The organism is Aeromonas lacus (assembly GCF_000764665.1).
Taxonomy (GTDB): domain Bacteria; phylum Pseudomonadota; class Gammaproteobacteria; order Enterobacterales; family Aeromonadaceae; genus Aeromonas; species Aeromonas lacus.
Genome location: NZ_JRGM01000012.1, coordinates 1 through 15,226, shown reverse-complemented (window position 1 = coordinate 15,226; position 15,226 = coordinate 1). Strand labels below are relative to the sequence as shown.

Below are 15,226 nucleotides of genomic sequence, written 5' to 3'. Positions count from 1 at the left end.
TTTTATACAACAAAGGCAGCCATTGGCTGCCTTTGTCATTATCAGGGCTTGAACGCGCCGATAAAGATGGCGGGATCGACCCGGGTGTCGTTGAGGCTGACGTTCCAGTGCATATGGGGCCCGGTGGCGCGACCGGTTGAACCGACCCGTCCGACAATGCCGCCGCGCGGCAGACTCTGGCCGAGCTTCACATCGATTTTCGACATGTGGCAGAACATGCTGATGAGCCCCTGACCGTGGTCGACAAAAACGGTATTGCCGTTGAAGAAGTAGTTGCCAATCAGAATTACCCTGCCGGCGGCGGGGGATTTGATCGGGGTGCCGGCGCCGACGGCGAAGTCGAGCCCGGAGTGCGGATTGCGCTCCTCACCATTGAAGAAGCGGCGCAGGCCAAACGGGCTCGACAGCGGGCCATCGACCGGCTTGTCGAACATCAGATTGCTCGGCTGGTTGGGACTAAAGGTTTGATAAGCACGGGTCTGCTCAGCCAGTTCACGGTTGATGCGGGTCATGTCTTCGGCGAGCGGATTGACCTGACGGCTGTTTTTTAGCTTGATGTGCTGCTCGCGGTAGTGCTTCGGTGTCACGGTGAAGGCGAGGGTGCGACCATCGCTTGTGGTCAGGTTTTGGTTACCAAGCGGGCTTTTGAGGGAGATGCCTACGATGGCGATCCACTGGCCATCTTCCTGCACGACCAGTACGGGCTTGCCCTGATAATGGGCTTGTGGCGCCGGGGATGCCTTGCCAAGGGGGACAACGGCCACGCCGCCCGGCACCGGATGGTTGAGCAGACGGCTGATAAAACCTTCGGCAAGCGCCGACTGGCTGGCCAGCAATAACAACAGACAACACACAACTCTCATGACGATACCACTCGCTGTTAAAACGCCTCAGATGGCGGAAAGTGCGCCCCGTGGGCTGGCTGATTGGCCTGCGGGCGCAGGGAGACGATTTTGCCCTCTCTGCGTAGTTGCAGCCAGTGCCGGGTGTTGAAAAGAGCGGACAATCGGGGTTGGCTGCGTCAGGTTTTATGTCGCTGACATCCCGCTTCGCCATTGAGTCACTGGTGTCCAGCCTCTAGAATCGGCATCCGGCACTGATGCCTGCGATACACCGAGGAGACGACATGAATGGATTATCCCCTTTGCGCCAAGCACCGGCCCGCCACCCGCTCAGCCGTGGCTGGGTCTGGGTTCGCAGCGGGTTCGATATCTTCAACAAGGGGATGGGAGCCAGCGTCGCCATGGTGGTGTTCTGGTTCGGCGTTGGCATGGTGCTCGACCTGCTGCCAGCCGGCGGGCTGATCTCCCAACTGCTCTACATGGTGTGGGGGGCGGGGTGGGCCGTCGTGGCTGCCAGGGGATACCGCGGTGAAGCGCTCAACTTCAACGACCTTTTTGCCGGTTTTCGCCACAAGCTGACCCCCCTGATGCTGGGTGGTCTGCTGGTATTGGCACTCTTTACCCTGATTGGGCTGGTTTGTGTCGGGCTTCTTTCCATGTGGGGTCTACTCTCGGTGCTGACCCAGGATCCCGATAGCATGGTGGTCTCTGCCCTGCAGGTGCAGCAGTTGCTGATCGTGCTGCTGGTGGGGATGCTGCTGGTTATTCCGGTGCTGATGGCGGTCACCTTTGCGCCGGCCCTCATCTATTTCCACGATATCGGTATTTTGCAGGCGGCTCGCCTCAGCTTTGCCGGCTGCTGGCGCAACATGTGGCCCTTCTTCTGGTGGGGGATCCTCTGCGCCATCCTGCTGTTCTTTGGCGCTGTGCTGCTACTGGTTGGTCTGCTGGTGGTGATCCCAGCGCTCAACTACTCCATCTATGTGGCGTACCGCGACATCTTCGTCGACGAAGAGGGGGAGGTAACGCCTCCGGTTACTCCGTTTGGCTTCGAAGCGTGACGCAGCCTTGAACAATTGATTAAAGAAGGGGCCCTCTGCGACCCCTTCTGCATTGCTGGATGTTTTCACTCCCGCCAAAGCGGGTCGGCCGCCATGCTAGCCAGCAGAAAATCTAGGAAGCTGCGCAGCAGTGGTGACATCTGCTTGCGGGTGGCATACACCCCGTAAACGCCGAGGCGCTTGGGTTGCCACTGGGTCAGCAGCGGGACCAGCTCTCCCCGTTCCAGATAGGGTTGGGCGGAATAGCGCGGTTGCAGGCTGATCCCGGCGCCGCCCAGCGTCGCCTCCAGCAACAGGTTGGAGATGTTGGCACTCAGGTTGCCGCTGACCGGCACCGACTCGGGGCCGTCCGGGCCGTTGAACTCCCACAGACTCTTGCCGAAGTAGGTGTAGGTGAGGCAGTTGTGCAGCGCCAGATCCTGCACCTTTTGCGGTGCCGGGTGGTTGGCCAGATAGGCCGGACTGGCGCAGACCACCGAGTGGCAGGTGCCAAGTCGGCGAGCCACCAGATTGGGGTCGAGATCGTTGGTGATGCGCACGGCCAGATCGATCCGCTCCTCCACCAGATTGACGGTTCTGTCCAGCAGCAGGATATCGATGGCGGTGCCCGGATATTGCGCCAGATAGTCGTTGGCTGCACCAACCAGCAAGGCTTCCGACAGGGAGTAACTGCTGGTGATCCGCAGTTGCCCCTTGGGAGCATCATCCCCCTTCACGGCGATCTGCTCCATCTCCTCTCCCAGCGCCAGCATGGCGCGGGCCCGGTTCAGCGCCTCCTCACCAGGGCCGGTCAGGCTGAGACGCCGGGTGGTGCGATGCAGCAGCCGGGCGCCCATCCAGCTCTCCAGCTCGGCCAGATAGCGTGACACCATGGCGCGCGACATATCCAGTTTCTCGCCGGCGCCACTCAGACTCCCCTGTTCGACTACGCTGACGAAGACCCGTAAAGCGGTCAGTCGATCCATATATGGCTCTCTATATGTTCGATTTGTGCAACAGTGATGCGCTGTTAGTGCTGTATTTGCACCTTAAGTGATCTAATAAACTCTGTCCATCAAATGAACCCCCGAATGATTAATGAGGAAAACATGATGAACAACCTGATCCGCAACCTGACTCTGACCACCACCCTGTTGAGCGGCGCCGTTCTGGCGGGCCCGCTGAGCGTGACCGTCTACAACCCCGGTGAAAAGGCGATCTTCCCGGTCTCCTCCTCGCTGGTCGCGGGCGATAAAGAGGCCATCCTGATCGATGCCCAGTTCGACGTACAAAATGGTCAGGCGTTGGTCGACATGATCAAGAAGAGTGGCAAGCAGCTGACCACCGTCTATATCAGCGCCGGTGACCCCGACTTCTACTTTGGTCTGGAGCCTGTACTGGCCGCCTTCCCGAACGTGAAGGTGCTGGCCGACCAGCACGTGGTCGACCACATCAAGGAGACCAAGGATGCCAAACTGGCTTACTGGGGTCCGATCCTGGGCAAAGGGGCGCCGAAGAGACTGACCGTGCCGCAAGTGATGACTGCCAGCCAGCTGACCCTTGATGGCAAGAAGATCGAAATCAAAGAGATGAACACACCGAATGCCTATCTCTGGGCCCCTTCCATCAAGACTGCTTTTGGTGGTGTGCCGGTTTACCACGGTGTGCATGTCTGGATGGCAGACAGCCAGACCAAAGCAGCACGCAACAACTGGGTTCAGGCTCTCGACAAGCTGCTGGCGCTGAAACCCGAGCGGGTAGTGCCGGGCCACTTCCTGGGTGCTGAACCGAAAGGGAGCGAAGCTGTGACCTTTACCCGTGGTTATGTGCAGCGTTTCGAGCAAGAGCTGGCGAAGGCGAAGAACTCCGGCCAGCTGATCGATAGCTTGAAGAAGGCCTACCCCTCCCTGCCGGTTGACGATGGTCTGGCCATCGGTGCCAAGGTCAATACCGGCGAGATGAAGTGGTAATTCACTGAGCCGTATCCCTGTGTTTTTTTACCGGGCCAGAAGGCCCGGTTTTTTATCCTGAATGTGAAGAGAGATACCATGAAGCAACAGAATCCCGTTCTCCATTATGTTTATGACCCCCTCTGTGGCTGGTGCTACGGTGCGGCGCCCCTGCTGCAAAGTGCTGCCACCATTACCGGGCTGAAGATTGAGCTCCATGCTGGCGGACTCTGGCTAGGTGTGCGTCGTCAGCCGATGGGCGAAGCGCTGCGCGACTATGTCCGGCCTCATGATCAGCGGATCGAAGCGCTGACCGGTCAGCCTTTTGGCGAGCGCTATTTCAATGATCTTCTGCTGCGTGAGGGTTGTCTGCTGGACTCCGAACCGCCGATCCGTGCGGTACTGGCAGTCACCGCACTGGGTGGTGATGGCCTGACCATGTTGCACCGGATCCAGCAATCCCATTATCGGGACGGGATCTGGGTGGGCTCTGCCGAGCATCTGGCCACGCTGGCAGCAGAGCAGGGGATCAGTGAAGACACGTTCCAGCAAGCCTATCTGCAGGCCCCTCTGCTGCAACATCTGGCTGACAGCCAGGGGTGGATGAAGAGGGTTGGTGGTCAGGGCTACCCCACGCTTGGGCTGGAGTGCGGTGGCAAGGTGAGCCCTGTACGAGTGTCCGACTTCTTGGGCGACCCAGCCGGGTTGCGTCAGCATCTGCTGGAGCTGATGAAATAGTTATTAAAGTGTGAACAGACAATGCACCTTTAGTGCGGAGGGGGCAGGCCGATATTCCGGTATGCAGAAGCGATATGAAACACTTCGATTTTCTGCTTGCAGGCTATGCTCTATATGACCATTCCCGAAGGATGTCGCGGGAGTGAAGACCTATTTCAAGGAACCCCTCCTATGTTCAAAAACATGTCTATTGGTCAGAAGCTGAGTGCTGGATTTGCCATTCTGGCCTTACTGGTTCTGGGCTTGGCTTGGTTCTCCATCAGCCAGTTGGCCAAGCTCTACGGTGATACCGAAACCATTACCACCAATTTGCTGCCTTCCACCCGCTATGCCAGCCAGATGCACGTTGCCATTCTGGATGCTCGTCGCTCCGAGCTCTCTCAGGTGATTGCGGGGCTCAACAAGGACGCCCAGGAGGTGAGTGAACGGACGCTCACCTTCAACAAGGCCAAGCTGGCGTTTGATACTGCAGCTCAAAAATATGGTGCAATGCCCTTTACTACCGATGAAGAAAAACAGACCTATGAGCAACTGCTTAATGCTGGCGCCAAGTATTTCTCGGTGCATGAGGAGTTGGTCAATGCGTTTGCTGCCGGTGATCTGGATAAAGTCAGAAGTCTGCGCAAAAACGAGACCAGAGCTGCTTTGGAAGAGGCGGGGGCAAAGTCACTGCGACTGCGAGAAATCAACAATGAAATTGCGGAGCAGATGACCAAAGGGGTGGCCGATCTTTACGACAGTGCCAGAACCATGAGCATTGTTGTCAGCCTGATCACCCTTGGCTTTGTCGTTGTGATTGCCTGGTTGCTGACCGGCCAGATCCGCAATCCGGTTATGGTTCTCCTTGAGCAGACTCGCAGAGTCTCTGCCGGGGATCTCACCTCGCGTATCGATATGCAGCAGTTCAACAACGACGAATTGGGTACGCTGGCCAAGGGGTTTGGCGAGATGCAGACCAATTTGCGTACTCTGGTCAGCGAAGTATCAGGTTCAGTGGTGCAACTTAGTTCTGCTGCCGAGGAGATCAGCTCGGTCGCCAGCCAGTCTGCCAACAATATGCATTCCCAGCAGCATGAGCTCAATCAGCTGGCAACGGCGATGAACGAGATGCAAGCCACAGTACAGGAGGTATCGCGCAACACCAGCGATGCTGCCAGTGCGGCCACTTCTGCCAGTGAAACTGCTGAACTGGGTGCCAAGACGGTCAATGATTCCATCCAGCGCATCGAGCGGGTGGCGAGTGCTATCGAGAGCACGGCAGTGGTGATCCGCCAGTTGGGTGATGACAGTCGCAACATCGGCATGGTGCTGGAAGTGATCCGCGGAATAGCCGAGCAGACCAACCTGCTGGCGCTCAACGCGGCTATCGAGGCTGCCCGTGCCGGTGAACAGGGTCGCGGGTTTGCGGTGGTGGCGGACGAGGTGAGAACCCTGGCCAAACGTACTCAGGACTCCACTTCCCAGATCAACAACATCATCGCCGAGCTGCAACAACGTGCCGAGCAAGCTGGCAGCACCATGCAGCAGAGCCAGGATCTGATGAATACCACTGTGGCCACGGCGCGGGAAGCTGGTGAGTCTATCTCCCAGATCAGTGGCTCGGTCAGCAGCATATCTCACATGAATATCCAGATCGCGACAGCGACCGAAGAGCAGGGGGCGGTGAGCGAAGAGCTCAACCGCAACGTAGTCAATATCAGCCACGCCTCCGAGGAGGTTGCTTCCGGTGCAACCCAGATGGCGCAGGCGTGCAACGAACTGAACCATCTGGCGACCCAGCTGCAGGAGATGGTGCGACGTTTCCGGGTTTGATTGTTACAAAAGCAAGGCCGACAACCGCAAGGTTGTCGGCCTTTTTATTAGCGCAGCAAGATAGCGTAAGCCCGGGGATGGCGGTGGCTTGTTCCTTGTGCGGATATTGGGCATTCTGGTGACCCATTTGCCGGGCAGGACTCTTGCTGTATGAACCTTCGTGATCTCGAATATCTGGTGGCGCTGGATGAGGAAAAGCACTTTCGCAAGGCGGCCGAGCGCTGCTTTGTCAGCCAACCAACCCTGAGTGGCCAACTGCGCAAGCTGGAAGATGAACTTGGGGTGATCCTGATTGAGCGCACCTCACGCAAGGTTCTGTTTACCCCGGCAGGGGATGCCATGGCCCAGCAGGCGAGACGTGTGCTCAAGGAAGTGCGTGAGCTCAAGAGTATCGGCCAGCATTTTTCCGAGCCCATGTCGGGGGAGATCCATATCGGATTTATCCCGACGGTGGGGCCTTACCTGTTGCCCCGTATCATTCAAGCCCTGCGCGAGAGCTTCCCCCAGCTGGAATTCTATCTCTATGAAGAGCAGACCCAGAGCTTGCTCAAGCGGCTGGAGGAGGGAGAGCTGGATTGCGTCATTCTGGCCGAGATGGCTGGCATGGAGGGCTTTGGCTCCATCCCGCTTTATCACGAGCCGATGTGGTTGGCAGTGCCTTGCCAGCACCCGGAGGCAAGCGCCAAAGAGGTTCCTCTCGGACATCTCAAGGGCAAAAAGTTGCTGATGCTGGAGGATGGCCACTGCTTGCGGGATCAAGCCATGGGCTTCTGCTTTGCCGGCGGTATCGGTGAGGATCAGCGGTTCAAGGGAACCAGCTTGGAGACGCTGCGCAACATGGTGGCTGCTGGTAGTGGCATGACCCTCATTCCCCGACTGGCAGTGCCTGCCGATCGTGATGAAGGGGGCGTCAGTTATCGACCTGTTATCGATCCGGTTCCCGGGCGGACTATCTCTTTGCTCTATCGTCACTACTCGGTACGTCGCCCATGTTTCAATGAACTGGCAGCCAAAATTGCGGGCTTGATGAAGGTCGCTCTGGCGCAATAAAAAAACCGGCAGCGCAGGCTGCCGGTTTGATTTGAACCATTTGAGCTGATTTAGAAGATATCGTCGGTGGAGACGGGGCCTTCTACATTCGGATTATCTCCGCCATACACCTGATTGCCATCAGAGGTTGGTGTCGCATAGCGGGTCGGTTCGGTTCCTTCCTTGAAGTATTCATCGGTACCGCCACCCGTGGCCAGCAGTCCTGTCTCACTGTCAATCTTGACGGTCATGATCCCTTCCGGCACCGGCATCTTGTGCTCGGGGATATTCTTGAGTGCCACCTTCATGAAGTCGATCCAGATAGGCTGGGCAGCACCGCCGCCAAACTCGGCACGGCCCAGACCGCGCTGGTGGTTGTCAAACCCGATCCAGGATGTGGCGACAATATCCGGGGTATAGCCGGAGAACCAGGCATCACGAGATTCGTTGGTGGTACCGGTTTTACCGGAAATATCGTGGCGTTTAAGGTCACGCGCTGCACGCCAGCCAGTACCGCGCCAACCGTTGCCACCCCAGATGGCGGTGCTCAGGGTATCGGTAATGAGGAAAGAGCTCTGGGCACTGATGGTGTGCGGAGCTATAGCTTCAGTTGCACTGGCTGGAGCGCCTTCAGTGGCAGGTGCAGTCTGTTGCAGCGGGTCACTCTGCTGTTCGCAGGTGGTGCAGGCGATCGCCGGATTGGCTTGATAGAGGGTGTTCTCCTGGCTGTCAGTTACCTTGTCGATAAAGTAAGGGGTGACCAGGAAACCGCCGTTGGCCAGCACCGAGTAGCCGCGTACCACTTCAAGAGGCGTGAATTCGGCAGCGCCCAGCGCCAATGCTTCATGAGGTGAAATGAAGTCACGGGGGAAACCGAAGCGGGTCAGGCCGTCGATATAGGTATCGAGGCCAATGGCGCGCATCAGGCGTACTGACATGACGTTCTTGGACTTGGCGAGACCCAAACGCAGCGGTGTCGGACCATCGTAGACGGCCGGCGAGTTTTTGGGTTGCCACATCGGTCCCTTGGAGGGATCCCACTGGTTGATCGGTGCGTCGTTGATAAGTGACGCCAGGGTATAACCATGCTCCAGCGCGGTGGCATAGAGGAAAGGCTTGATGTTGGAACCAATCTGGCGACGCGCTTGATCAACCCGGTTGAACTTGGAGAGTTCGAAGCTGAAGCCACCGACCAGCGCTTCCAGCGCACCATTTTTCGGGTTCATGGCAACCAGTGCCGCGTTGACGTCCGGGATTTGAGCCAGCAGCAGCTCTTCGCCCTGCTCGCGAACCCAGATCCGGGCTCCGACTTTCAACACATCCCGTGCGGATTTGGGGGCATAGCCCTGGCGGTCGTCGGTAATAAAGGCGCGAGCCCACTTGATGCCATTCCAGCCAAGGGTGGCTTCTTTGCCATTTTTCAGAACCAAGGTGGCATTACGGTCATCCAGCTTGGTGACGACGGCTGCCATCAGTGGATCATAGGTAGGCTGTTTGGCCAGATGGGCGACGATCTGCTCGTAATCCCAGCTCGGCTCGCCAGCTTTCCACAATTGTTCGCTCGGACCGCGGTAGCCGTGGCGCATGTCGTAGGCAAAGACACCGTCCAGCAGGGCCTGTCTGGCCGCGCGCTGACGTTCGGCGGAGACGGTGGTATAGACATGCAGGCCCATGGTGTAGGCATCTTCACCAAACTGCTCGACCATTTTCTGGCGCACCATCTCACCCAGATAGGGGGCATGCAGGGTCACTTCGGCGCCGTGATAACGGGCCTTGATCGGCATCTTGGAGGCTTCGTCAAACTGGGCCTGAGTGATCTTGCCTGTCTCCAGCATCCGACCCAGCACCACATTGCGACGTGCAAAGGCGCGTTCCGGCGAGCGGATGGGGTTGAGCATGGAGGGGGCTTTTGGCAGACCGGCGATGATGGCGATCTCGTCGAGTCCCAGATCTTTGACTTCTTTACCGAAGTAGACCTGGGCTGCTGCGCCAACACCAAATGCACGGTAGCCAAGGGGAATCTTGTTGAGATAGAGCTCGAGGATCTCGTCTTTGGAGAGGTTTTGCTCAATCCGCCAGGCAAGGAAGACCTCCTTGATCTTGCGGATCAGGGTTTTCTCGTTGCTCAGGAAGAAGTTGCGGGCAACCTGCTGGGTGATGGTACTGGCCCCCTGACGGGCTTGGCCGGAGACCGCCCAGACAGTTGCTGCGCGCAGGATGCCGATGGGATCGATCCCCGGGTGCTCATAGAAGCGGGCATCTTCCGTTGCCAGTACGGCATCGATCATCGGCTTTGGAATTTCATCCAGACGCAACGGAATGCGACGGATCTCGCCATATTGGGCGATCAACTCGCCATCACGACTATAGACCCGCATCGGAGTTGCCAGTTTGACATCACGCAGCGCAGTAACGTCAGGCAGTTGAGGCTTGATGTAGAAGTAGATACCGATGAGGCTGGCAACACCCAGCACAGCACCCAGCATCATGACAATAAACAGGCGAACGAGCCATTTCAGCATGGAAGAACTACCAATCGTCTTAAAATTAGCCAACGGGCGCAGAGTATAGCCCTTTTGCTATCTGGAATTCGAGGTTTTCCTGTGGCGAGCCACCCACCTCGAAGGATGCGAGAGGTTAGCACTCCGGGGCGCAATAACCAAGGAGACGCCTTCCGATTAAGAAAGCGAGGCAAGTCACTTTTCGGTATAAACTTTATGACATTGATAGATAGAGCATTTAGGATAGCCAAAGACCTCTTCGGGTGGGCTGTCCTACACTCAACCCAGAAACCAAACCCAATAACGCATGGATGTGTATATGTTTGGGCTATTCAACAAGGGATCCCTCCTCCCGTTGGTGGGCGTTGATTTTGGCAGTCAGACCATCAAGGCGGTCACCCTCAGTGGACGTCCCGGCAAGCTGCATATCGATTCCGTCGCAGATATCGTTACCCCGAAGGGGACGCTGGTGGATTACCAGTTGCAGGATATCGAGCGAGTCAGCCAGTCCCTCAAAAGTCTTAAACGCCTGCTCCCCGGTAACAGCGACTATGCCGCCACGGCTGTGACAGGTTCCAACGTTATTACCAAAGTTATTCAACTTGATGCCGCTCTCAGCGACAAGGAGCTGGAGAATCAGGTTCAGCTCGAGGCCGAGCAAATCATTCCCTTTCCGCTTGATGAGGTCAGCCTCGATTTTGAAGTACTGGGCAATACCCTCAACAACGAAGAACGTCTTGATGTTTTGCTCAGTGCAGCACGAACCGAAAGCGTGAATGGCAGGGTTAGCGCGCTTGCCGAGTCAGGTTTTATGGTCAAAGTGGTTGATATCGGGTCACACGCACTGGGACGCGCCGTGGTGACTTGCCTACCTGAGCTGTTGGAAAGCGAACGGCCTGTGGGGGTAATTGATATAGGTGCCAGCTCAATGACCTTTGCAGCACTGGTTAAGGGAGAGGTTATCTACTCCCGGCTGCAAAACTTCGGTGGCGATCAATATAGCCAGGCACTCTCCTCCTTTTATGGCATGACGCTGGAGGAAGCAGAGCAGGCCAAGACCAAAGGCACGCTACCGGTGGATCACGAGCTGGATGTGCTGATGCCCCATATCAACTCACTGCTTCAGCAGGTTCGTCGCAATATCCAGCTCTTTTGCAGCTCTTCCGGCTATCGGGAAGTATCCAGGCTGGTGTTGAGCGGTGGAGGGAGCCTGTTGCCGGGTCTGGTGGTGCAGCTGAAAGAGGAAGTCAACTGCGAGGTATTGCACCCGGATCTCTTTGCCTTGTTTGGCAAACCCAAGAGTGAAGTCGAACAGTCACATGGTGCGAAATATATGACTGCGTTCGGGCTGGCTTTGAGGAGTTTCACTCCATGTCAAATATAAACCTCCTGCCCTGGCGCGAGGTACGAGCACAGCGCCAGAAGAAACAGTTTGGTGTCTTATTGGGAGCCTTTGTGCTGGCTACGGTTGCACTTGGTTTTTTTGTCGACTGGTTGGTTGAACATCAGGTGGGCTCACAACAGCTGCGAAACCAGCGTCTTGTTCAGGAGATGGCTATTTTGGATGCGCATCTGGGAGAGATCCGGTTGCTCAAGGAGCGGCGCAAAGAGCTTATCGACAGGATGCAGCTAATCGAGCAGTTGCAGATGCGCCGCAACTTGCCGGTTCGCCTCTTCAACCAACTGCCATCTTTGGTGCCTAACGGGGTTTATCTCAATACTCTCGCCTTGCAGAACAATACGATAGATGTAAATGGCAAGACGGAGGCATATGGTCGGGTAGCCAGCATGATGCGCAGGATTGATGCTTCCGGTTGGCTGGGACAGTCCAAGATCAGCACTATTTTTACTGCCGACGTTGAGCCTGTTTCCCTCAGCCAGTTTTCCATGATGTTCCTTATCGCCAACAATGCGGCAGCTGCCGATGATGCGAACAAGGGGAAAAAATGAATCTGCAGCAACTCAATGAGCTGGATTTCAACAACATAGCGAGCTGGCCCAAGGCTGCAAAAGTGATCTTTATTCTGTTTTGCTGTGTGTTGACTGGTGGGCTCCTCTACTACTACGTGATAGCCAATTCACTGGCTGTGCTGACACAAGAAACGGAGAAGGAGACTGAACTGAAGTCTCAGTTTGAGAGCAAAGCGATGCTTGCTGCGAACTTGGGGGTATACAAGGCTCAGATGGTTGAGCTGGAACATCTGGTTGATACCCAGCTAAAGCAACTGCCCAATACCCATGAAGTAGCGGGGTTACTGGATGACATCAGTTTTATTGCCACTGATAACGGCTTGAAGCTGAATCGAATTAATTGGGAACCTGAAGTGAAACACGAATTTTCGACCGAGCTTCCCATGCGTATCGAGGTGGTAGGAACCTATCATGAACTTGGCAAGTTCACGGCTGACATGGCGGCGTTACCTCGTATCGTCATCCTCGACTCCTTTACGCTCGATCAGAACAAGGATTCGGGAGACCTGATCTCGATGTCGATGCTGGCCAAGACCTACAAATATAACGGCAAAACAGTGGGGTCTAAATAATGAAGCGTATCTGCTGGTTGTTACCTGCTCTCCTGCTGGCGGGGTGTGGTGGCCAGGAGGACATGGATTCCTATATTGCCGACGTTAAAGCAAGGCCACCGATCCCCATTGAGCCATTGCCGGAGCTCAAGCCATTTTCTCCCATGCACTACCAACAACAGGAGTTGCGTAGTCCCTTCATGATGCCTCAGCCCGAGGCGAGCAGTGGGGCAGAGAATAGTGCCAAGCTAAAGCCTGATTGTGCACAAGTAGTAAGCGATCGGGAAAAAGAGGTGCTGGAGAATTACTCGTTAGCCAGCCTGTCGATGCAAGGTTCATTGGCCAAGGCCGGGCAATTGTGGGCGTTGATCCGAACTCCCGATGGTCAGTCTATGCGGGTCGGGCTAAACCAGTATATGGGGCTTGATCAGGGGCGGGTCATCAAAATTACCGATACTGCAGTGGATTTGCTGGAAACCATACCGGATGGGAAGGGGTGCTGGGTAACAAGAGAAACCCAGTTGGCCATGGCCAATACGCAGGCAAAACAATAATCAGGGATGAGCAGCAATGAGAAGAACAATGGAACATGTAACCAAGGTGGCCCTGCTGTTTTGTGCCAGTGCCTTCACTCAGGCCTGGGCGGTTGCAACCCTGCAAGAGATCAAGGTCAATCCTCTGCTTGCTGACCAACTGCAGCTTGAATTGAGTTTTAGTGAACCAGTCAGCAGTTTTACCGATCGTCTCTCCTACCAACCCAATCAACTGCTGTTACATATTCCCGGTGCAGTCGGTGCCCTCAAGGTCAATCCGTTACCGATCCAGAGACAGGGGGTTGATAACATCAAGGTGGAAGGTAAAGGCGCCGGACTTGATATCAAGATCGCTCTTGATCAGCTGGCCCCATACCAAGTGCAGCAGCAGGGTAGCAAATTGCTGGTGTCGTTGGGGGAGGGGGCATCAACGGCGTCTTTTAGTGCAGAGAATGCTCTGTTAACTCCGGCTGCGGTACCTGTTTCCACTTCAGCAGCTCCTGTCACCACATCGGCATTGATCAATTCCAACGTTGTAGCCAGTTCGCGGCCTATTCAACCGCAGGCGATGCCTGTTGCCTCAACGTCCTCAGCCAAACCCGTTCTCAATAATTATCAGAACAGTGGCGGTGGAGCCTATTTCAATACGGTAACTGGCGTTGATTTTCGTCGTGGCAAGGATGGTCAGGGCGAGTTTCTGGTGACACTGGACAACAGCTCCGCGGCGGTGGATGTGAGCAGTCGCGGCCAGACGGTGATGGCCAAATTCCACGGTACCAGCGTGCCTGACGGCTTGCTCAACCTTATCAATGTACAGGATTTCGCGACCCCGGTTTCTCAGGTCGAAGTGTCCCGTCAGGGCAGTGATACCCTGTTCGAGCTTTCGGTGAATGGACAGTTTGATTATCGCTATGATCAGGCAGACAAAATGTTCATTATCGAGGTGAAAAAGCGCACGGCTGCGGCTGCTTCCAAGCAGTATCAAGGAAAGCCCATTTCATTGAACTTTCAGGATATTCCTGTAAGGACCGTGCTGCAGCTCATCGCTGACTTCAATAACCTCAACCTGGTCACTACCGATTCTGTATCTGGTAACATCACGCTGCGTCTTGATGGCGTACCTTGGGAGCAGGCACTCGATATCATCCTGAAGGTGCGTGGGCTGGATAAGCGGCTGGACAACAATATTCTGCTGGTTGCTCCTGCTGACGAGATTGCTACTCGCGAGAAGCAGCAGTTGGAGAGTCGCAATCAGGTCGCCGATTTGGCCCCGCTCTACACCGAATATCTGCAGATTAACTATGCCAAAGCATCTGAAGTCGCGGCATTGCTCTCCTCCCAAAGTACCAAGCTGCTCTCGTCCCGCGGTGCAGTCAGTGTGGACGAGCGTACCAATGTGCTGGTCGTGAAGGATACGGCTGAGGTGATCAGCAATATCAAGCGAATGCTGGATATTCTCGATATACCGGTCAAGCAGGTCGTTATTGAAGCTCGCATGGTGACGATTGATGATGGCTTTGACGAGGCTCTAGGTGTGCGTTGGGGCGTGACCAAGAATGATGGCCATGGCAACAGCACATCGGGCTCCATCGAAGGCAACGATACCTCGGGTAATAACAACGGTACTTCGGCGATTACCAGACCCACAACTGATGACCGTATGAATGTCAACCTGCCAGTTACCAATGCGGCAGGTACACTTGCCTTCCAGGTGGCTCGTCTGGCCGATGGCACGCTTCTGGATCTCGAGCTTTCTGCGCTGGAGAAAGAGAGCAAGGCCGAAATCATCGCAAGCCCTCGGGTGACTACCGCCAACCAGAAGCCTGCGTTGATTGAGCAGGGTACCGAGATCCCCTATGTAGAGTCATCTTCCAGTGGTGCTACTTCGGTTACCTTCAAAAAGGCGGTACTGAGTCTGAAAGTTACGCCGCAGATCACTCCCGACAACCGGGTGATCCTCGATCTGACCGTTACACAGGATACCAAGGGTGAGACAGTGCCGACCGGCACAGGTGATGCCGTATCCATCAACGCCCAGTCCATCACCACTCAGGTGCTGGTGAACAATGGTGAGACCTTGGTACTCGGCGGTATTTATCAACAGACCATCAAGAGCGATGTGACCAAGGTGCCGCTGCTTGGGGATATTCCCGGATTGGGTGCCCTGTTTCGCAAGACAACCAGCGAGAACAAAAAGCGTGAGCTGCTGATTTTCGTGACCCCCAAGATAGTCACCGACGCTTTTTGAATGCTTTACATG

General features: G+C 55.9%; 13 protein-coding genes. 10 read left to right on the top strand and 3 right to left on the bottom strand.

The window, feature by feature from the left end; translation table 11 throughout:
• Window positions 1–41: 41 nt before the first annotated feature.
• Window positions 42–863 (bottom strand): M23 family metallopeptidase, encoded by an 822-nt coding sequence (locus tag LG31_RS0101040; protein ID WP_033112658.1) that lies wholly within the window; start codon window positions 861–863, stop codon window positions 42–44.
• A 263-nt stretch (window positions 864–1,126) separates the two neighbouring features.
• On the opposite strand from LG31_RS0101040, the gene LG31_RS0101035 reads away from it, so the two are divergent.
• Window positions 1,127–1,903, top strand: coding sequence for a BPSS1780 family membrane protein (locus LG31_RS0101035; protein WP_033112657.1), 777 nt, complete (start codon window positions 1,127–1,129; stop codon window positions 1,901–1,903).
• A gap of 65 nt (window positions 1,904–1,968) precedes the next feature.
• Here the strand turns inward: LG31_RS0101035 and LG31_RS0101030 are convergent, their stop codons facing one another.
• A complete protein-coding gene (locus LG31_RS0101030) occupies window positions 1,969–2,868 on the bottom strand; it encodes a LysR family transcriptional regulator (protein ID WP_033112656.1) in 900 nt (299 codons plus the stop codon).
• Window positions 2,869–2,991: 123 nt separating this feature from the next.
• Here LG31_RS0101030 and LG31_RS0101025 point away from each other — a divergent pair, with 123 nt between their 5' ends.
• The 4 genes from LG31_RS0101025 to oxyR all read left to right on the top strand — a co-directional run bounded on the left by LG31_RS0101025 (window position 2,992) and on the right by oxyR (window position 7,431).
• Window positions 2,992–3,852 (top strand): Vmh family MBL fold metallo-hydrolase, encoded by an 861-nt coding sequence (locus LG31_RS0101025; RefSeq protein WP_033112750.1) that lies wholly within the window; start codon window positions 2,992–2,994, stop codon window positions 3,850–3,852.
• Window positions 3,853–3,930: 78 nt separating this feature from the next.
• Complete coding sequence (locus LG31_RS0101020) at window positions 3,931–4,569, top strand: DsbA family protein (RefSeq protein ID WP_033112655.1); 639 nt, start codon at window positions 3,931–3,933, stop codon at window positions 4,567–4,569.
• Window positions 4,570–4,740: 171 nt separating this feature from the next.
• Window positions 4,741–6,381, top strand: coding sequence for a methyl-accepting chemotaxis protein (locus LG31_RS0101015; protein ID WP_033112654.1), 1,641 nt, complete (start codon window positions 4,741–4,743; stop codon window positions 6,379–6,381).
• Window positions 6,382–6,531: 150 nt separating this feature from the next.
• On the top strand, window positions 6,532–7,431 hold the full coding sequence (gene oxyR / locus LG31_RS0101010; RefSeq protein ID WP_033112653.1) for a DNA-binding transcriptional regulator OxyR: 900 nt from the start codon (window positions 6,532–6,534) through the stop codon (window positions 7,429–7,431).
• A gap of 50 nt (window positions 7,432–7,481) precedes the next feature.
• Here oxyR and LG31_RS0101005 read toward each other — a convergent pair whose 3' ends face one another.
• Entirely contained in the window at window positions 7,482–9,932 is a 2,451-nt protein-coding gene (locus tag LG31_RS0101005; RefSeq protein WP_033112652.1) for a penicillin-binding protein 1A, read from the bottom strand.
• A gap of 298 nt (window positions 9,933–10,230) precedes the next feature.
• On the opposite strand from LG31_RS0101005, the gene tapM reads away from it, so the two are divergent.
• Genes tapM through LG31_RS0100980 form a run of 5 tightly spaced genes read left to right on the top strand, consistent with a single transcriptional unit; the run spans window position 10,231 to window position 15,214 of the window.
• A complete protein-coding gene (tapM, locus tag LG31_RS0101000) occupies window positions 10,231–11,295 on the top strand; it encodes a PilM family type IVa pilus assembly protein TapM (protein WP_033112651.1) in 1,065 nt (354 codons plus the stop codon).
• Window positions 11,283–11,861 (top strand): PilN family type IV pilus biogenesis protein TapN, encoded by a 579-nt coding sequence (gene tapN / locus LG31_RS0100995; protein WP_033112650.1) that lies wholly within the window; start codon window positions 11,283–11,285, stop codon window positions 11,859–11,861. Before tapM ends, tapN begins: the two co-directional genes overlap by 13 nt.
• Window positions 11,858–12,454, top strand: coding sequence for a PilO family type IV pilus biogenesis protein TapO (gene tapO / locus LG31_RS0100990; RefSeq protein ID WP_033112649.1), 597 nt, complete (start codon window positions 11,858–11,860; stop codon window positions 12,452–12,454). The genes tapN and tapO overlap by 4 nt, the downstream gene beginning before the upstream one ends.
• On the top strand, window positions 12,454–12,987 hold the full coding sequence (locus LG31_RS0100985) for a pilus assembly protein PilP (protein ID WP_033112648.1): 534 nt from the start codon (window positions 12,454–12,456) through the stop codon (window positions 12,985–12,987). The genes tapO and LG31_RS0100985 overlap by 1 nt, the downstream gene beginning before the upstream one ends.
• A 16-nt stretch (window positions 12,988–13,003) precedes the next feature.
• On the top strand, window positions 13,004–15,214 hold the full coding sequence (locus tag LG31_RS0100980; RefSeq protein ID WP_033112647.1) for a type IV pilus secretin PilQ: 2,211 nt from the start codon (window positions 13,004–13,006) through the stop codon (window positions 15,212–15,214).
• Window positions 15,215–15,226 lie beyond the last annotated feature (12 nt).